The organism is Candidatus Chloroploca asiatica, from assembly GCF_002532075.1.
Classification (GTDB): domain Bacteria; phylum Chloroflexota; class Chloroflexia; order Chloroflexales; family Chloroflexaceae; genus Chloroploca; species Chloroploca asiatica.
Window position 1 is genome coordinate 39,155 of record NZ_LYXE01000078.1, and the last position, 18,214, is coordinate 57,368.

General features: G+C 57.2%; 17 protein-coding genes. 9 read left to right on the forward strand and 8 right to left on the reverse strand.

Annotated features, from left to right (window positions below):
- Nucleotides 1-8 precede the first annotated feature (8 nt).
- Nucleotides 9-671: an HD domain-containing protein gene (locus A9Q02_RS09055; RefSeq protein WP_097652148.1), complete on the reverse strand. Its 663-nt coding sequence runs from the start codon at nucleotides 669-671 to the stop codon at nucleotides 9-11.
- Nucleotides 672-858: 187 nt separating this feature from the next.
- Here A9Q02_RS09055 and A9Q02_RS09060 point away from each other — a divergent pair, with 187 nt between their 5' ends.
- Both A9Q02_RS09060 and A9Q02_RS09065 read left to right on the forward strand, forming a co-directional pair.
- A complete protein-coding gene (locus A9Q02_RS09060) occupies nucleotides 859-1,830 on the forward strand; it encodes a bifunctional enoyl-CoA hydratase/phosphate acetyltransferase (RefSeq protein WP_097652150.1) in 972 nt (323 codons plus the stop codon).
- A 140-nt stretch (nucleotides 1,831-1,970) separates the two neighbouring features.
- The gene (locus A9Q02_RS09065; RefSeq protein WP_216361485.1) at nucleotides 1,971-3,161 is read left to right on the forward strand and encodes an acetate/propionate family kinase; all 1,191 of its coding nucleotides are present in this window, start codon (nucleotides 1,971-1,973) and stop codon (nucleotides 3,159-3,161) included.
- Nucleotides 3,162-3,238: 77 nt separating this feature from the next.
- Here the strand turns inward: A9Q02_RS09065 and A9Q02_RS09070 are convergent, their stop codons facing one another.
- Nucleotides 3,239-3,943: a glycosyltransferase family 2 protein gene (locus tag A9Q02_RS09070; RefSeq protein WP_097652154.1), complete on the reverse strand. Its 705-nt coding sequence runs from the start codon at nucleotides 3,941-3,943 to the stop codon at nucleotides 3,239-3,241.
- Nucleotides 3,944-4,174: 231 nt separating this feature from the next.
- Between A9Q02_RS09070 and A9Q02_RS09075 the strand changes: the two genes are divergently transcribed.
- From A9Q02_RS09075 to A9Q02_RS09085, 3 genes are all read left to right on the forward strand, one after another.
- Nucleotides 4,175-5,197, forward strand: a complete 1,023-nt coding sequence (locus tag A9Q02_RS09075; RefSeq protein ID WP_172450812.1) for a lysylphosphatidylglycerol synthase transmembrane domain-containing protein — start codon at nucleotides 4,175-4,177, stop codon at nucleotides 5,195-5,197.
- A gap of 8 nt (nucleotides 5,198-5,205) precedes the next feature.
- Nucleotides 5,206-5,994 (forward strand): WecB/TagA/CpsF family glycosyltransferase, encoded by a 789-nt coding sequence (locus tag A9Q02_RS09080; RefSeq protein WP_172450814.1) that lies wholly within the window; start codon nucleotides 5,206-5,208, stop codon nucleotides 5,992-5,994.
- Nucleotides 5,995-6,058: 64 nt separating this feature from the next.
- Nucleotides 6,059-7,459, forward strand: coding sequence for a sugar transferase (locus A9Q02_RS09085; protein WP_097652160.1), 1,401 nt, complete (start codon nucleotides 6,059-6,061; stop codon nucleotides 7,457-7,459).
- A gap of 37 nt (nucleotides 7,460-7,496) precedes the next feature.
- On the opposite strand, the gene A9Q02_RS09090 is transcribed toward A9Q02_RS09085, so the two are convergent.
- Nucleotides 7,497-8,321, reverse strand: a complete 825-nt coding sequence (locus A9Q02_RS09090; protein WP_097652162.1) for a sortase — start codon at nucleotides 8,319-8,321, stop codon at nucleotides 7,497-7,499.
- Between the two features lie 674 nt (nucleotides 8,322-8,995).
- Here A9Q02_RS09090 and A9Q02_RS09095 point away from each other — a divergent pair.
- Entirely contained in the window at nucleotides 8,996-9,751 is a 756-nt protein-coding gene (locus A9Q02_RS09095) for a YceI family protein (RefSeq protein ID WP_172450816.1), read from the forward strand.
- Nucleotides 9,752-9,913: 162 nt separating this feature from the next.
- Here A9Q02_RS09095 and A9Q02_RS09100 read toward each other — a convergent pair whose 3' ends face one another.
- Together A9Q02_RS09100 and A9Q02_RS09105 are read right to left on the reverse strand one after the other, a co-directional pair.
- Nucleotides 9,914-10,702: an RDD family protein gene (locus tag A9Q02_RS09100; protein ID WP_097652166.1), complete on the reverse strand. Its 789-nt coding sequence runs from the start codon at nucleotides 10,700-10,702 to the stop codon at nucleotides 9,914-9,916.
- Nucleotides 10,703-10,838: 136 nt separating this feature from the next.
- On the reverse strand, nucleotides 10,839-11,513 hold the full coding sequence (locus A9Q02_RS09105; protein ID WP_097652168.1) for a histidine phosphatase family protein: 675 nt from the start codon (nucleotides 11,511-11,513) through the stop codon (nucleotides 10,839-10,841).
- A gap of 159 nt (nucleotides 11,514-11,672) precedes the next feature.
- Here A9Q02_RS09105 and A9Q02_RS09110 point away from each other — a divergent pair, with 159 nt between their 5' ends.
- On the forward strand, nucleotides 11,673-12,320 hold the full coding sequence (locus A9Q02_RS09110; protein WP_097652170.1) for a CAP domain-containing protein: 648 nt from the start codon (nucleotides 11,673-11,675) through the stop codon (nucleotides 12,318-12,320).
- Nucleotides 12,321-12,398: 78 nt separating this feature from the next.
- Here the strand turns inward: A9Q02_RS09110 and A9Q02_RS09115 are convergent, their stop codons facing one another.
- From A9Q02_RS09115 to A9Q02_RS09125, 3 genes are all read right to left on the reverse strand, one after another.
- Nucleotides 12,399-13,736, reverse strand: a complete 1,338-nt coding sequence (locus tag A9Q02_RS09115; RefSeq protein WP_172450818.1) for a protoporphyrinogen/coproporphyrinogen oxidase — start codon at nucleotides 13,734-13,736, stop codon at nucleotides 12,399-12,401.
- Nucleotides 13,733-14,602 carry a UbiA family prenyltransferase gene (locus A9Q02_RS09120; protein ID WP_097652174.1) on the reverse strand — a complete coding sequence of 290 codons (870 nt, stop codon included), beginning with the start codon at nucleotides 14,600-14,602 and terminating at the stop codon, nucleotides 13,733-13,735. The genes A9Q02_RS09115 and A9Q02_RS09120 overlap by 4 nt, the downstream gene beginning before the upstream one ends.
- A gap of 80 nt (nucleotides 14,603-14,682) precedes the next feature.
- The gene (locus A9Q02_RS09125) at nucleotides 14,683-16,074 is read right to left on the reverse strand and encodes a sensor histidine kinase (protein WP_097652175.1); all 1,392 of its coding nucleotides are present in this window, start codon (nucleotides 16,072-16,074) and stop codon (nucleotides 14,683-14,685) included.
- A 160-nt stretch (nucleotides 16,075-16,234) separates the two neighbouring features.
- Between A9Q02_RS09125 and phnD the strand changes: the two genes are divergently transcribed.
- Both phnD and phnC read left to right on the forward strand, forming a co-directional pair.
- The gene (gene phnD / locus A9Q02_RS09130) at nucleotides 16,235-17,275 is read left to right on the forward strand and encodes a phosphate/phosphite/phosphonate ABC transporter substrate-binding protein (RefSeq protein ID WP_216361486.1); all 1,041 of its coding nucleotides are present in this window, start codon (nucleotides 16,235-16,237) and stop codon (nucleotides 17,273-17,275) included.
- A gap of 111 nt (nucleotides 17,276-17,386) precedes the next feature.
- The gene (gene phnC / locus A9Q02_RS09135; protein ID WP_097652177.1) at nucleotides 17,387-18,214 is read left to right on the forward strand and encodes a phosphonate ABC transporter ATP-binding protein; all 828 of its coding nucleotides are present in this window, start codon (nucleotides 17,387-17,389) and stop codon (nucleotides 18,212-18,214) included.

An 18,214-nucleotide genomic window follows, 5' to 3' on the forward strand; every position in this document is an offset into this window, starting at 1 on the left:
GGCAACGCTTATTCAAGCTCCGTCCCATTGATCATCAGCCCAAACTTGCATTGCAAACGAGCCGCCGCCGAGCGACACATCACCATCCGCGAGAGAAAGATCGCAAAATAGTCCATGACAGTCGCAATTGATGGGTCAATCGTCATATTCAGCACAATCCGTCGTTCGTCGGCAACGACCTCAAGGGTTGAGCGCGTGACGGCCAGATTGACCCGATCATGAATGTCATGCTTTGCTGGATCAGGTTCGTGTACCCGTGAAAGATGCACATCGGCTTTATCGGCAAGAATCAAGGCCGCCGCAATCGCACTCGTTGCATGACCATACTCCTCTTCGTGATTGCCAATCGCACAAATAATGACAAGGATTTCTGATAACTCCATGCCCAGTTCGCCAAGCAACTCCTTCGCCAGCATTGCGCCAGTCTGACCATGCAACTGGCGATTGATCAGATTGCCAATATCGTGCAGCATCCCGGCAATGGCCGCCAGTTCACCTTCACGCTCAGGATACCCGAGCTCGGCAAGTACCCGGTGAGCCGCTTTGCTTACGCGGGTCGCGTGACGTACACCGTGTTCCGTGTAGCCGATCTGTCGCAAGTTTTCGTTGGCCGCATGGAGGTACGCAAGTGTGGTTGGATGCTCACGCACCTGTTGGATCGAGACGGGCATATGCAAACTCCTTGTTGGCAAGGTTGAAGAACGGGTGGGCGGATTGCGCTGGGCCACTCTTCCAACCCCTACGCTGTAACTTGAACCAGTACGCTTATATTGGCGCAGACTTTGCCTACGCTTTTTAGTCTGGGGTGCTAGTGGCTAGTATACCAGACGACGCACCATATAGTCAGGAGTGCTAACCATGGGTCTGTATCATCAGGCAAACGATTTCCCCGAAGACAACGCTTTTAATGGCTATGAGATGTTGATGGATGCATGCAAGAATCTTGAACCCATCAACGTTGCCGTTGTGCATCCCTGTGACGATGTCTCGCTCTCCAGTGCGCTTGATGCCGCCGAGAAGGGCTTGATTATTCCCATACTGGTTGGGCCTCAGGCTCGGATTCGGGCCGTCGCCGAGGAACACGGGCTTGACCTGAGCCCGTACAAGATTATTGATGTGGAGCATAGCCACGCTTCGGCAGCGAAGTCTGTGGAACTGATCAGGCTCGGTGCCGCCGAGGCCTTGATGAAAGGGAGCCTGCACACCGATGAGTTGCTGGCCGAGGTGGTCAATAAGGCGACTGGTCTGCGTACCGAGCGCCGTATCAGCCACTGTTTCATCATGGATGTGCCGACCTATCCCAAACCCTTGATTGTGACCGACGGTGCGGTGAATATTACCCCCAACCTCAAGGCCAAGGCCGATATTTGCCAGAATGCGATCGAACTGGCCCAGGTATTGCGGATCCAGCAACCAAAGGTTGCTGTGCTTTCGGCCGTTGAGACGATCAATCCCGAGATCCCTTCGACCATTGACGCCGCAGCCCTGTGCAAGATGGCCGACCGTGGTCAGATTGTCGGCGGCATTCTTGATGGCCCCCTGGCGCTCGACAATGCGATCAGCATGGAGGCCGCCCGTACAAAGAAGATCGTCTCACCCGTGGCTGGTCAGGCCGATATTCTCCTCGTTCCAAACCTTGAGGCTGGCAACATTCTCGCCAAGCAACTCACTTTCCTGGCCCGCGCCGAGGCGGCCGGGGTGATCATGGGGGCACGGGTGCCAATTATCCTCACAAGTCGCGCCGATACGCTCCGGGCACGCCTGGCTTCGTGTGCGGTCGCGGTCTTGCTCGTCTATGCCCGTCGTGCGACCCTGAAATCACCAGTCTAGGCGCAATCCTTTTCAAATAAGGACGAGAAGAGACTTCACAGGTCTTGATGATGGCGTCCCAATGCCGACGAGCAGACCTGTGAGGTCTTATTTGAATGGTATTGCCTCTAAAACTACGCCCGCGCAGCATAAGGAGTTCAATGATGAGCAAAGCCATTCTGGTACTCAACGCAGGCTCGTCGAGTATCAAATGTACGATCTTTGATGCTGTCGATACCACGCTGACCGTACGCTATCAGGGTCAGATCGAGGGTATCGGCACACAGCCCCATTTCAAGATGACCGATCAGGCCGGTGCGGTGCTCTTTGAGACGACCTGGGCCAATCCGTCCTCAGGCAAAGGTCATGCCTATGCGCTCGAACAGCTTGCCGCATGGCTCGATCCTCGTTTGCCCGAGGCTGGTCTGCTCGGTATTGGCCACCGTGTCGTTCACGGAGGGGCCCACTACAGTGCCCCCGTGGTCATTGACCAAGTGGTCTTGCACGACCTGCACGGATTTATTCCCCTGGCCCCTTTGCATCAGCCTGCCAACCTCGCCGGGATTGAAGCAACCATGGCTTTTTTGCCTGGCGTGCCCAATGTTGGCTGCTTTGATACTGCTTTTCACCGTACTCACCCCATCGAGGCCGACCGTTTTGCACTGCCCTATGCTTTTTATGATGAGGGTGTGCGTCGCTATGGCTTCCACGGTCTCTCGTATGAATATATTGCCCGCACGCTGCCTGAACTTGACCCCGATTTGGCTCAGGGTCGTGTTGTTGTGGCGCATCTGGGCAATGGGGCAAGTATGTGCGCTCTCAAGGCCGGGCGTAGTGTCGATAGCACGATGGGCTTTACGGCGCTCGATGGCTTGCCCATGGGTACCCGGTGTGGCCAGATTGATCCGGGGGTCTTGCTCTATCTGATGCAAGCCAGAGGTATGGATGCCAGCGCAATCCAGGATCTGCTCTATAAAAAATCTGGTTTTCTCGGGATGTCTGGGGTCAGTAGCGATATGCGCAATCTTGAGGCCAGCGATGATCCGCGGGCCGCCGAGGCGATTGCTTATTTTGTCTACCGGATTATTCGTGAAACGGGTGCCTTGGCATCGGTGCTGGGTGGGCTCGATGGCATCATCTTTACTGCGGGGATTGGTGAAAATGTGTATAGAATCCGCGAACGCGTCTGCCGTGGCCTGGCCTGGCTTGGCGTCGAATTTGATCCGGTCGCGAATGCCCACCACGGCCCACGGATCTCGACCGCTACCAGTGCTGTTTCAGCCTGGGTCGTGCCCACCAACGAAGAGCGCATGATCGCCCTGCATACAATTGCCGCCCTGACCGAAGCTTAGCCTTTATCAGTTAAATACCCAGGGGTGGTACGCAAACACGCCGGCTATGCCGGCGTGTTTGCGTACCACCCCTACATTTAATCCGCCAGGCGATAGCGAAACAAGGCCAGAATGGCATACAATCCCTGGCTCGGTTTCATCTTTTTGCCCTCTTCATAGGTGCGCCCGATGTATGAGATTGGCACTTCTAGGATGCGATGACCTCGCTTTAAGACTTTGGCGGTGATCTCGGGTTCGAGGCGAAAGTCGTTGCTCTCTAGGCTAAGCTCACGAATGATGTCGGTGCGCATCACTTTGTAACAGGTCTCCATATCCGAGATCCAGCAGTTGAAGAGGAAATTGGTCAGGAAGGTCAAACCTTTGTTGCCAATGGCATTCCAGAAGTACATGCCGGTATGACTCCCCATAAACCGGCTGCCGTAGACGACATCAACCTGGCCTTTGACAATCGGCTTGACGAGCGCATAATAGTCGTTTGGATCGTATTCCAGATCGGCATCCTGAATAATCGTAATCTTGCCGCGGGCATGCGCCAGGCCGCTTCGTACCGCTGCTCCTTTGCCGCGATTGGCGGGATGGCTGATCACGCGCATCCGGGGGTAACGCTCCGCTGCCTCTTGCAAGACGGCAAGCGTCTCATCCGACGAGTGATCGTCAACGGCAATGACCTCTTTTTCTAGCTCAATGGCATACACTTGTTCGAGGATGTGGGGGAGGGTCGTAGCCTCGTTGTAGCAGGGCATAATGATTGAGAGCAAAGGGCGTTCGTTGTGTTGATCCATAAGATGTGTGATTTTTATTTATATTTGTGATCTGAAATCACAATAATACCGCATCATCACCGACGTGACGGCAGATTGTAGCAGAAGCATGTGTCTCTCGTCAAACCCAGCTCAGGTTTGGTGGTATACTGCGCTCAGTTCCATCTGTCGCTGATGCGTCAGGTCGCGTATATCTATGCACCGCATCGGGATACGCTCTCATGCCTGGCAGATCCCCACGAGGAGAGGGAGATGGCAATGTGGCGGCTCCAGAGACAGCAGTGGTTCCGCCTGGGCCTCGGGCTCGTGATTAGTCTTGTGACGATCTATCTGGCGTTCAAAGGGGTTGACCTGGCAAGCGTTGGGCAGTCGTTGCGTGAGGCGAGTCTGCTCTTTGTTGGGCTGGCGCTCGGGAGTGTGGTGATCAATAACGTTGCGAAGGCCGCCCGCTGGAAGGTGCTGCTGGGTGAACGTGGTGCGCCGATCAGTCTGTGGCAGGCGTTGCGCCTGCATCTCGTTGGTCAGATGATCAATAATCTTTTGCCAGCTCGCGTTGGTGATGTGAGTCGCGTCTATCTCGCGGGTGAACTCGGGGTTTCGCGGTCGTTTGTGCTCGGTACGGTCGCGCTCGAGAAGGTCGTGGATATGCTCTGTTATGCCATGATCTTCGTGCTGCTGGTGATGTTGATGCCGTTGCCAACCTGGGTCAGTCAGCCAGCATATCTGATGCTCGTTGCGACTGGGCTTGCGTTTGTTGCAGTGCTTGCTGGCCTTGTTGCCTATCGACGTGGTCGACCATTACCGGCCTGGGTGCTTCGATGGCTGCCCCAGCGCTTCCAAGAGCGCGCTGATGCTTTGCTTGCTAATCTTCTGGCAAGTTTGCATGTGTTGACCGATGCCCGCGGGCGCTGGCAGATCCTCTTCTGGTCAACGGTGGTCTGGGTTACCGCTACGCTGACCAATTATCTGGTTTTGCGGGCGCTTGACATTGATGTGCCCCTCGTTGCGTCGCTCTTTGTCCTCTTTGTGCTGATGGCCGGGATCAATGTCCCTTCAGCCCCTGGACGCATCGGTCTCTTCCAGTACCTCTGCATCCTCTCCCTCGCGCTCTTTGGCATTGAACAGGCCCCCGCCCTCAGTTTTGGGGTACTGTTACATGTGTTGACGTTTTTGCCGCCGATCATTGCTGGTTTGTTCGCCCTCTGGCTCAATCTTCAGGGGAAGAAGGTTCGCCCTAGCACGGTAAAGCAGCCTGAAACTTTGCCTAAACAATGAGACCACCTATGCGATCCGATCCTTCACTTTTGCCAGACGAGGCGATGCGTTTGCCTGCTCCTCAGCGGATCGGGCAGCTTGATGTCCATCCTTTACGCCTCGTCCAGTTGCTTACCTGGCTTGAATACGCCCTCGCTTGTACGCAAAAATCCACGGTTTTTTATGCCAATATCTACGCGGTAAATCTTGCCGAGGATGATGCTGGCTTCAAAAATTCCTTTGCTCAGGCTGATCTGGTTTTTTGTGATGGTCAGGGGTTGCGCCTCGGGGCTGCGTTGCTTGGCAGGCCGCTCCCTGAGCGTTTTACCCCGCCTGATTGGATTCATCGTCTGGCAGCAAGCTGTGCGACCCATGGCTATGGTATCTTTTTGCTTGGGGGAGAACCGGGCGTCGCCACAACCGCAGCTGCCCGCCTGATCGAGCGCCATCCCGGTCTACGGGTTGCCAGTCACCACGGCTATCTTAGCCCTGACCCGCTGGTCGAAGCTGCCGCGCTAGAGGCCATCGCTGCTTTTCAGCCTGCGCTGCTGCTGGTAGGGATGGGGATGCCTACCCAGGAGCGCTGGGTTACAGCACGCCGCACCGACCTTGCAGTGCCTGTGGTGATGACCGTTGGCGCGCTCTTTGATTATCTCGCCGAGACCGTGCCACGTGGACCGCGCTGGCTCACTGACCATGGCTTCGAATGGCTCTGTCGGCTCTGGTACGAGCCACGTCGGCTCTGGCGACGTTATTTGCTGGGCATTCCACGCTTCTTTGGCTTGATGCTTCGCCAGAAGATCACGCCTCGCGGGTAATGCTGCACACGTATCCAGAGAGCGAGGGCGTCTCACCCTCACACGTAGAACGAGGGCATGTTGTATGCGCGAACGGATCGAGGCACGTTTAGCTATCTTCATTCTGGCGCTTGATCTTAGCGTAACCCTGGGCTGCCTTTGGGTTGCCTCGCAGTTGCGTCTCTATCTTGGATTTGGCCGCGAGATCACTTCAGCGCAAACCTCCCTTCCCTGGGGGCTCTATCTCGCTGTTGCGATCCTCTGGACGATCATCTTTGGCCTGATCGGTCCACATCGGCGCCTCTTGCGCAGTAGTCTCGTCGAGGCGATTGGTTGGCTCGTGGCCTCAATTGCTCTCGCTGCCCTCACCTTTGCTGGCATGCTCTACCTCTCGCTGCGCGATGTCTCACGGCTTCAGTTTCTCTATTTTGCTGGCCTGAATCTAAGTACACTTGTTTTGATTCATATCGGCATACGGTTTTATCTGCATCGACGCACACCACAGACGTTGCATCGGCGGGTGCTGGTGGTGGGCGAAGCGAGTACCGCCGAGCGTCTCGCCGAGACCTTTGCGACCCCACGTTGGTCGGGCATGCTCGTCGCTGGCTATGTACATGCAACGGCTGACCCAAAGAGCGCGTTGCCCTACCTGGGCACGGTGCAGGCGACGCCTGATTTGGTGAGGGTACACCAGATTGATGAAGTCATCTTTGCGCTCTCACCCGAAGAACACGCGGTGGTGGCGCGCATTTCGCTAGCGCTATTGCAGCAACCGGTGATGGTGCATATGATCCCGGATGTGATTGACCTCGCTTTTGCCCGTACACCTGTCGAGCAAGTGGGCGGCATTCCCTTGATCAGCCTGCGCGAACCAGCCCTCACCTATCCCCAGCGTGTCCTCAAGCGCCTCTTTGATCTGACGGCAAGCAGTCTCTTGCTCGTGTTGCTCGCCCCGCTTATGCTGATCATTGCGCTACGGATTCGCCGCGAGTCACCTGGCCCGGTCTTCTTTTTGCAAGAACGCCTGGGCGAACAGGGGCGGCGTTTTCGTATGCTCAAGTTTCGCAGTATGTACGAGCATGCCGAGCAACGCTGGCAAGAGGTGGTCACCCACGATATAGATGGCCGGGTAATCTACAAACTAGCCGACGATCCCCGCGTTACTCCGTTTGGGCGCGTGTTGCGCCGCAGCAGCCTTGATGAATTGCCCCAGTTGATCAATGTCCTGCGTGGCGAAATGAGCCTCGTCGGGCCACGCCCCGAGGTACCGGTCGTCGCGGCTGACTACGAACCGTGGCAATGGCAGCGTTTTCGCGTCCCCCCTGGCATGACCGGTTGGTGGCAAATCAATGGCCGCAGCCATCGCCCGATGCACCTCCACACCGAAGACGATCTTTATTATATTCAGAATTACTCGTTTTTTCTCGATCTGCAAATTTTATTCAAAACGATCATCGTGGTTCTTCAGGGCAAAGGCGCCTTTTGATCGTTGGGGCACGGCGGTGCCGTGCCCCCACTCGGCGTCAGGGCTGCCCACCATACGCGCTTCCTGGCGGTTCGGCCCGCACAATCACCCGCTGGTTAAAGCGGTTGGGGCCAGTCGCCGGCCAGCAGGTGACCATCGTCACCATCTCGCGGTCGGTTGGGCCAATCAGTTGCGCATTCGCCAGCCGCTGCTCAGCCGGCACGCCCTCTTCGTCAACCACCAGGCGCTCAGTGACAATGTAGAGGTGCTCACGACCCTCACTATACACAATTATGGGATCACCAGGTTGCACATAATAGAGATCGAGAAAGACTTTGCCATAGCCCCCGACATGCCCGGCTAGCACGATATTATTCTTTTCACCAGGATTCGCCGAGCCTTTGTGGTGGCCCACGGCAAATTCGGCCACTTGCCAGACGGCGATGCGTTGCGCGCCCTGCTCGATCACATCCCAGCCAACCTCAATCACCTTCGCGTCAACCTGAATGCTCGGAATAACCAGACGCTCGACATGTGAAACGTGATCTGCCGGTAATGGTGCGGGCAGTGGTGACGCGATCACCCCCGGATCGGACGGCTCAAGCAGCGGCAAACTACTGCCCGCAGGTACGCTGGTCGAACGGGTTTGATTCAGGCTACTGAGATCAGGCACTGCCATGCTCGGCGCATTGATCACCAGCGGAGGCATCTCGATATCATTATCACCGCGTGCTGCGAGGCGCAGATGCTCGACATAGAGGTAGAGGCCACCTACATAGACCAACAGATAGAGACCGCTCACCAGCAAGAGATTGCCAAGCGTCCAGTAGATGCGGGCGGCGCGGGTCGTAGGTTCGCGCCGATGTGTCTGTGCATGTGGCATACGTGTTTTTGAATGTATCAACATAGGCATTGTTTTTATTATAGCACTCAGGAGTCTGTAACGTACGTGTTCTGGTGTCGTTCGCCAGAGCGATTGCATCATACGAAACCGGATAAAAATATGCTCTATTTGGCAGCATGTGCATGCAACCAGCGGCGCAAACGGCGGCATCCGGCAACAACGAGGCACCCGCAAGGGGTGCCCCTACACAGGATCCGACCCCCGGCCCTGTAGGGGCACCCCTTGCGGGTGCCCTGGTGGGGTGCATGCACGGAAGATGCAATCGTCCTGTGTCGTTCGCCGACCACGAATGGGGCCACGAATAAACGAAGAGCGCATGGGGCAGCCCATATTCGTTTATTCGTGAGGGTTCTTCGTGGTCGGCGGCGCTACCGGGAAACTTTTGTTACAGACTACTCACGAGTCTGTAACCCTGACAGGGCTCAGTCCGGTTAAGGTCTCATGCGTCCCGACGGCAGCGAAGCATCGCTGAGCTCAGCATAACAAGTTTTGTTATCGTAGTAGGTACGTGAGGGCCGTGCAACTGGATGTATGTTGTTGATCTTGGCGGCCTGCGCCATCTTCTCAGCAAATGCTCACTTGACGCGACTTGTGAAGCGGTGTACGTTGAAATTGAAGATTACAACGTATGCTACCGATATCAGGAGGATTTGATGCGTCTACAGATGATCGTGGTTGTCTTGCTGGCCGGGTTGCTCACCGCATGTGGCAGCGCACCAGCCGCAGCCCCTGTCGCAACCGAGGCCCCGGCTACCGTGGCCACGACGGTTCCTGCCGCTGCTCCGGCGGCAACAACCCCAGTTGAACCAGTGGCTCAGCCAGATGAAACAACGCCTACCGAAGCGCCAGCGACCAGCGAAGCGCCTGAAGTCCAGCTCTTTCGCATTGATCCTGCCTCATCCGAGGTGACGTACGAGGTTGGCGAGGTCTTTCTGAATCAGGGCAACCGGTATGCCATTGCGGTAGGCCGAACGCAGCAGATCAACGGCGAAATAGAGCTTGATCGTGCCAATCCGCAGAATAGTACAATGGGGCCGATTGAAATTGATATCAGTGCGTTTGCCTCGGATAGCCCTCGTCGTGACAATGCAATCCGTGATCGCTGGCTCGAGTCGGCCCGCTTTCCCCTCGCTACCTTTGTGCCTACGCTGATCGAGGGCTTGCCTGAGCAATACACTGATGGCGAAGAGCTTACACTGATGATTACCGGCGATTTGACGGTACGTGATGTGACCAACTCGGTCACCTTTACCGTCACCAGCCAACTCGACGGTGCGCAGATGGTCGGCAAGGCCAGCGGCGAAGTCAATATGACCGACTTCGGCTTTGACCCACCCGACATTATCGGTGTCCTGCGCGCCGAAGATAAGGTCATCATCGGCTTTCGTTTTGTCGCCAACGCTGATTGAGCCGCGTGCCAGCAACGGGGCCGTGCATGCGCTCGCGTGAAAACAGTCCTGCCGGTGGTGCGCCGCCGGCGCATTGCGTGCCACCAACCGGCTTTGCCTACCCCTAACCGGCTCACGTGAAAACAGCCAGCAATGCTGGCTGTTTTCACGTGAGCCATGACATTACTCCTGACCGACCAGATAAAAAATCCGGTACTCACGCACAAAGTGCTCAACAAAACGTTCGGCATCACCATCAGAAGGCAGGTCAAGCCGTGTACGAAGCGCATTGGCGAGTTCAGTTGCCAGCAACTGGCGTTCTTCCTGGTGGAGGGTTTCACGGCGACGCAAGAAGGCTTCGGCGAGCGCGTAGTCGTTAGGGCCTACCTGGTGGAGATTAGGCAGCAAAGGTGATGTTGGCGCGGCACTGTTGCGCGGAGGTACCACCACCGGATCGAGGCCACGGGCGATCTGCTCCAGCGACAGGGGGTAATCTTCGCGGATGACGAGGGTTCCCGCAGCAAGATCGCCGAGACGGCGGGCGCGGTGATCGGCAAACATGACCAGGACGCCCAGGCCATACCCAAATGGCAAGAAATCAACAATCCGCACGAGATTGCGGATCACTGTCGCACTGAAATCAAGGGGCCGTCCACCTTCGCGCATCACCCGTAAGCCGAAGATGCGCTTGCCGGGGCTTTGCCCTAACCAGAGCATTTCGAAGCTGACATAGTACCCCCAGAGTACCGCAAAAGCGAGCGTTGCCCACAGGGCGAGGATGATGGTGCCAAAATTGTTGCTACTCGCGAGCGGAACCATCACCAGGCTGAGTGTAGCCTGCAGCAACAGGATCAAGGTGGTATCAACGCTTGCGGCAAGGCACCGCGAGGCAACTCCGGCCACTACATATTCAATCGTGACGACCTCGGGGGTTTCGATGGTATATTGTTCGCTCTGTATGGCTGAGGTCATGGCGCTTCCTTGCCTGCGGGCCTGTGGTACAGGAAGCCCGCGTGTGCTGGCGAAAAGGGCCTGCGAAGCTGGCCCTTTTCACCAGCACACGCATGGGTTTTTGGGGCGCTCAGCCCTCACCAATCACGGATCAAGCTCACAAGGCTGGCTGTTCGGCGTCGTCTGGTGGGGCCGAGATGAGCTCGGCTTCGTTGGTGGCGGTCAGATGGCTCATATCATTCACCAGGCTCATTGTCCAGTGATCGCCCTGAACCTCGATAACGCTGATCGAGGTGTTGCCGATATGGGGAAAGCGCTTGAAGCCGTCACCCGCATAATTATCCGCGTGCGCAAGCAACATACGGATGCACCCACCGTGCGTGACCACGGCGAGCGTTTGCCCTGGATGCGCGTTGCCAAGCGCCGTAACTGCCTCGACCACCCGGTTACGGAGATCGCTCAGCGACTCACCGCCACCACGGGGCATGTCGATGTTCTGGTCGAGCAGGGCTATTTCCTCGGGGAACTTCGCCTTGATCTCCTCGTAGGTGAGCCCGCTCCAGGCCCCGAGATCGATCTCGCGGAGGCTCGGCAGCAGTTGCACGTCAACCTTGGTCGCCGCCCCGATCGCCCTGGCGGTCTCGGATGCGCGGGCAAGATCGCTGCTGTAGATCGCATCGAAACGGCGGCCCTCAGTCGCCAGACGGTTGGCAACGAGTTCAGCCTGTTGCAACCCGATCGCATTGAGTGGCACATCGGCGTGGCCTTGCCAACGGCCTATCATATTCCAATCGGTCTCACCATGGCGGATGAGCAAGATGGTTGTCCTCATTGGGTTTGTCGTTTCCTTCTCTTCGTTCGGCAGCACGCTCTGTTTCATCATAGTACAGAAGCCAAGTAGCGGCAAGTTAGTGTGTTTCTGGTGCCATTGCGGTGCTATACTAGATCTACTACCCTTTATCCTTTTTCAACCTAGCCCAGGGTATTTTCTATGAAAACCAGAAGTAACCAGTTCGTGCATCAGCAGATCGCGTCACGTCTCCTCCTGCTCTTCCTGCTCATTTTGCCCATCGTGCAAACAAGGGCAGGTGGGCCTGAGCATGGCCTGTATACCACCTCAAGCGTGCAAGCGCCTTCAGCCGAAGGTATGACGACAACCAATGCGCCGTCTACGCGTGCGTTAACCGTCTATCTGCCTTTCCTTGCGCGGATCGAACTCGAACCAATTGTTATCCCTCCCGAACAGCAACTGTTTGTGAATGAGGTACTTGCCGCGACGAATGCCTACCGTGCGCAGGCCGGATGTGCCCCGTTAACCCTTAGTCCCCTGTTGACTACCTCGGCCCAGCGCCATACCGACGATATGGCGTCTAACAATTTTGTCTCGCACACCGGCTCTGATGGGTCATCACCCTGGGATCGCATTCGTGCTACAGGCTATACCTACAGCCGGGCCGCCGAGAATATCGCGGCAGGCTATACATGTCCGCAGCAGGTTGTCGAGGCTTGGTACAACAGCGATGGTCATCGCGCCAACATGCTCAACTGTGCCCTCACCGAGATCGGGATCGGCTATACGCACAACGAGACGAGCCTCTACAAATATTATTGGACACAAGATTTTGCGACGCCACGTTAAGGATGCCCCGCCGTTCGCAAAACGGGTCGTGTGGTTCGCCTCCACGTCCACTCCCAGAAAACTTCGTTGACAGACTACTCAAGCCATGCGTTGCAATAAACGCTGGGCGGCTTGCTCACCGCTGACCAGCGCCCCTTCAATAAATGGGCCCCCCAGGTAGTCACCCGCAAAGACGATTTGGCCCTGTTCGATGGCCCCATCAGCAAATGCCTTGAGGCGCTGGAAGTGGCCGACATTGAATTCGGGGAGCGCTTCGGGGCACCGGTAGAGCCGTTGCACCTCGAGGCCAGGCGTCGGATCGTACATCGGCAAGAGCCGCCGGAGATCGGCGAGCATCAAACGTGCCAGGGTATCATCATCTTGCTGGCGCAACGCTGCGGTGGCCGGCCCGCTCAGGTGCAGGCAGAGCGCCGCACGACCTGCGGGCGCCGTGGTCGGATCTTTGACCGTTTGCAACGTCGCCGAGGCAAGGAAGGGTGTCTCTCGGCGAGGAAAGAGCAGGCCGTAGGTCGCTTGAGGCAAAGGTGTACGCGTCCCAAGCGCAAGGTTGGCGGTTTGCGAATAGACAATTGCCTCGAAAAAACGCCGGCGCTCGTGATCAAGCCAGGGCAAGAGATGAGGCACCGCTGTTGCCGTGGTTGCGATCACAATGCCATCAGCCTCAAGCGTCGCGACCCCATCCTCATCCTGAACGTGGAGCGTGTAGCCGCCCTCGGTCTGGGGTGTAATGGTACGTACTTCGACACCCAGGCGTACCTGAAGATCACCGGCAAGTGCGCGTGCCAGCCCCCCCAGACCACCACGCAGCGTAAAGAGTTGCAAGCCGGTCGGTCGACTAAACCCGGCCTTGAGCACCAACAACAGGAGTGCCCGCGAGGTACGCTCGGGTGTCCAGTAGAAAATCCCTGCGATCGGTGGTTGCAACACATATTCGAGCAACTCACGCGAGAAGTGGGCGAGTGCATAGCTACTGACATCCTGGTCATCAATTGGATAGGCTTTGTGAAATGCATAGAGATCGAGCCGAGTGCGGTGACGAGCCAGTGAAGCGAGGAGGTACGTCAACGGCAGTTTCTGCTGTGACCTGATCAAATGGGTGAAGGCCAGACGCAGATTAGGCCACAGCGGATAGAGTTGCCCGTCACGCAAGATGGCCGAACTACGGGGAATACGCTGCAGATGTTGGTGCAAGCCAAGTTCACCAACCAACGCCAGGGTACGCGTATAAAAACTGGCGAGAAACTCGGCCCCAAGCTCAAAGGCGTAGCCATCAACCAGGGCGGTGCGCGCACGCCCACCAACCTCCCGCTCACGTTCGAGCAACGTTACCGTAGCACCAGCCGCTTGCAGATACCGCGCTGCCGCCAGGCCAGCGAGACCTCCACCAATTACCAGAATGTGTCGTTGTTGCTTCAAGATCGTGAGCTAAGCAAAAGAAGAGGAAGAAGATTCGTGATCCACATATAGCGCATTATTTTGAGGCTCAAGGTGATCGTTTCATCACTCGTTGAACGCAGCAAAAGCACGATCACAAAGAGCGTCGGCAGCAGGGCACAGGGCAACAGGGCAAGCGCATAGGCCCACGAAGCCAGGCCAAGCGGCCAGGGCAGCAAAGCCACCAGACAAAAGAGCAGCGCGAGCAGTTGAAAGATGCGGATCGCACCCGGCACACCGGCATACGTCGCCACCGTCGTCAAGCCAGCGGCCCGGTCGCCCTCGTGGTCAGCCGTTGTCTTCAAGACTTCATGGCTCACATCAAAGAGGAACATCAACCCTGCCACAACCCAGACCGCCGGGGTAATGCCGCCACCGGCAAGGGCACCGAAAAGCGGAATCAGCGCAATTAAGACGCCCATGCATACATTACCGAGCAGCACCGTTCCTTTGAGCACAAAAGAATAGAAGGTTGCCAAGGCAAGGGTCGTCGCAACCAGGGCAACTGAGAGCCATCCGAGCACGAGGGCCAGGCCAAGGGCCAGGCTCGCCAGCACAAGGGCAAAGCTCCGGGCCTCGGCCTGGCTCAAGCGACCGGCGACAAGCGGGCGATGGGGTTTGGCAAAACGATCAACTTCCACATCAACCATATCATTGATGACAAAGCCAAAGGCCACCACCAAACCAACAATCACCGCCGATACCCAGGCCGCCCCCGACCAGAGCGCCCCAACGCCACCAGACAGATAGGCCCCAACCAGCGTATACATCCCTGCATAGAGGCTATTGGTAAACCGGGTAACTTCAAAGAGCCCGATCAGTTGCTGCCGCACCCCACTTGCAACCACACCCGTTCCTTACGTTGCAACTCGACGCGCTCGGCTCGCCCGTCGCGCCGTCATCTGCTCTGTTGCAGTATACACGAACTTCACCGCACCTTATAAGGAACCTCAAGCCCAAAACGTGCCCCAGACGCTTTCGTCACCTCAAGCCACGCCCGCCCACCATGCGCCTCGGCAATCTCGCGCACCAGCGCAAGCCCCAGGCCAGCACTGCCATCGGTAGCCGGGTCGCCGCCACGGATGCCCCGCTGCCAGATACGCTCACGCAATGCCTCTGGGACACCGGGGCCGGTATCCTCCACCAGCACCTGTGCACCAGTCGCCCCTGGCAAGCTTTGCACGCTCACCACACCGCCCGGTGGCGTTACGCGGATGGCATTATCGATCAGGTTCAGCAGCGCTTGCTTGAGGCGGTCACGATCACCAGCAATGCTCAGTGGCACAGGGGAAGGGACCGCGGTCAGCGTCACGCCGGCACGCCGTGCGCGCCCCATCAGCATAGCGACAACCTCAGTTGCGAGTTCACCAAGATCAACCGAGGTGCGCGTCAGTAAACGGAGGCGCCCATCATCAGGAGGACGGAGCAAGTCATCAACCAGGCGACCCAAGCGTGCCGTTTCGCTCTCAAGCAACGCAAGGTTCGAGCGTTGCGCCTCGGGGAGGGCTTCGGCCAGATTCTCGAGCGTCGTCGCCATCACCGTGAGTGGTGTGCGCAACTCGTGGGAAAGACTGCGATAAAAATGCGCCCGCATCTGCTCAAGCTCTTGAATACGGGCATGATACGCCTGCACCCCCGCCTCAAGGCGATCGAGACTCTGGGTAAGCGCCACCAGTTCGTCGCGGCTACGCGAAGGATCAGACGAACCAGATGGGCCATAGCGTGCGGCGAGGGCTTCGGCGCGCCCGGTCAGATGCGTAAGCGGGCGCACCAGGCCCCGTGCAACCATCACACTAACCAGACTCATCACCAGCGCTGCGACAAGGGTAGCCTGCACCACCAGACGCCTCAAAGCCGCAAGCAACTGCGTCTCAGCCGTCGTCGCACGCGAAAGCTCAACCACCCCGATTGGCCCCTCAGCCCCGGTGATCGGACTGGCCGCATAGTGACGACTTTGAACCTGTGAAGCAGGGAGCGGGAAAGGCGGGGCTATCAGGGAAAGGACCGGGCGACTCGGAAATGGCCCCAGACCAGGATCACCATGCAGGAGCACCCCGGTCGTCGAAAAGAGACGAGCCTGGGTATCAACGGGCAGCAAATCAGCCCCAGGACGGGGCGAGGCAAGGGCTTGCAGTTGGGCGGGTGTCGCGGCAAGTTCACCAAGTAGCGCCGCATAGATCGCCGTCTGCGCTTGCAACTGTTGCACCCGCTGCGTTTCGAGATACCGCCCAGTCAACGCGAGCAAGCCCCCGCCAACAAGCAAAAGCCCGACCAGCGTCACAAAAAGATAGGTTAGCACCAGACGAAACGTGAGGGGCATAAGCTCCTACAGATGAACATACCTTGAGATCTGTATCGTACCACAACAACCTCGATTCAACAGATTCTTAACATATGCTTGAAGTTCGTTTCATCTTCTCTTAACATCAATCGCTATAGTAATTGGGGTCAGATTTTTCGAATGAAAGGACAGATACCCGATGCGTATGCTTGTGAATCTTCGTATCCTGGCAATGGTGATGCTCGCCACCATCATCCTGGCGGCCTGTGGTGCTCAGCCAGCAACCCCGGCGGCGCCACCAACTGCAGCGTCAGAAGCCCCGGCGGCTGCAGCCCCCGAAGCTTGCCCGCGCCCAGCCGAGATGGATGCACGTTTTTGTGACGCCGATGGCGATCTTGTGGCCGATGCCCCCACTGATCCTGCCCTGTGGGTCAATCCAGATACCCTGATTTTTGCGTATACCCCGGTTGAAGATCCAGCGGTCTACCGCGATGTCTGGTCTGATTTCCTTACCCACATGGAAGCGGTTACAGGCAAGAAGGTTGAGTTCTTCCCGGTCGAATCGAATGCCGCCCAGCTTGAAGCAATGCGCGCCGGTCGCCTGCACGTTGCCGGCTTTAATACTGGCAGCAATCCCTTTGCCGTCAACTTTGCCGGTTTTGTCCCTTTTGCGATGATGGCCGCCGAGGATGGCTCCTTTGGGTATGAAATGGAAATTATCGTGCCTGCCGGGAGTGATGTTCAGGCCATCGAAGATCTGCGTGGTCGCCAGATCGCCTTCACTTCGCCAACGTCGAACTCGGGCTTCAAGGCACCGTCGGCCCTGCTCGACGCCCAGTTTGGGATGGTTGAAGGAACCGATTTCGAGGCAACCTTCTCGGGTGGTCACGACAACTCGATCCTTGGTGTTGCTAACGAAGACTATGAAGCTGCGGCAATTGCCAACTCGGTCATGACCCGTATGATCGAGCGTGGTGCTTTGACAGCAGACCAGATCCGCACGATTTACACCTCTGATACCTTCCCCACCACCGGCTATGGCCATGTCTACAACCTTGACCCGGCCCTGGCCGAGAAGGTGCGCGAGGCTTTCTTTAGCTTCGAGTGGGCGGGTTCATCGCTTGAGGAAGAGTTCAGCAAGTCGGGCGAAGCTCAGTTCATTCCGATTACGTACCAAGAGTACTGGGCCGTGATTCGCGAAATTGACGCTGCACTTGGGGTTGTCTATACGCAACCGTAGAGACCGTAAGATATATTGCATCACTATATCTTCGCCCGATGCGCCCGTGAAACAGGCGCATCGGGCGAAGATATAGTGATGCTTGAGCCAAGAGAAGAGAGGCCCGACTGCATGTTACGTCTCGAACAGATTGTAAAGAAATATCCCACGGGCGACCACGCCCTCAGAGGAGTCGATCTTGAGGTGCCTGAACATCAAGTTATGGCGCTGATTGGCCCTTCCGGGGCAGGCAAGAGTACCTTGATCCGGTGTATCAATCGCCTGGTCGAGCCAACCTCGGGGCGTATCTGGCTGAAAGATCTGGAAATGGTCAGCCTCAATGCACGCGAATTACGCCGTGCCCGACGTCGGATCGGGATGATCTTTCAGGAGTATGCCCTCGTCGAACGCCTGACAGTGATGGAAAATGTGCTTTCGGGGCGTCTGGGGTATGTCGGTTTCTGGCAAAGCTGGTTTCGCCGGTTTCCTCAGACCGATATTGATCATGCGTTTATGTTGCTTGACCGGGTCGGCCTCGCCGAGTTTGCTGATAAACGGGCCGACGCGCTCTCGGGAGGGCAGCGCCAGCGCGTCGGTATTGCCCGTGCGCTCATCCAACAACCCGATCTTCTGCTGGTTGACGAACCTACCGCCAGCCTTGACCCCAAAACTTCCCGTCAAATTATGCGCCTCATCACCGAGCTTGCCCGCGAGCGCAACCTGGCAGTGATTATCAATATCCACGATGTGCCCCTGGCCCAGATGTTTGCCCAACGCATTGTTGGCTTGCGCCAGGGCACCCTCGTGTATGATGGCACGCCCGAAGGCCTGACGGCTGACCGCCTGACTGATATTTATGGCGAAGAGAACTGGGAAGGTCAGTTCAAGGCCGAAGAAGATCCTGCAACCGAAGCGCAAGCTCAGATCGCCGATGCCAGGCGGTTTGATCCGGTGGTGTAG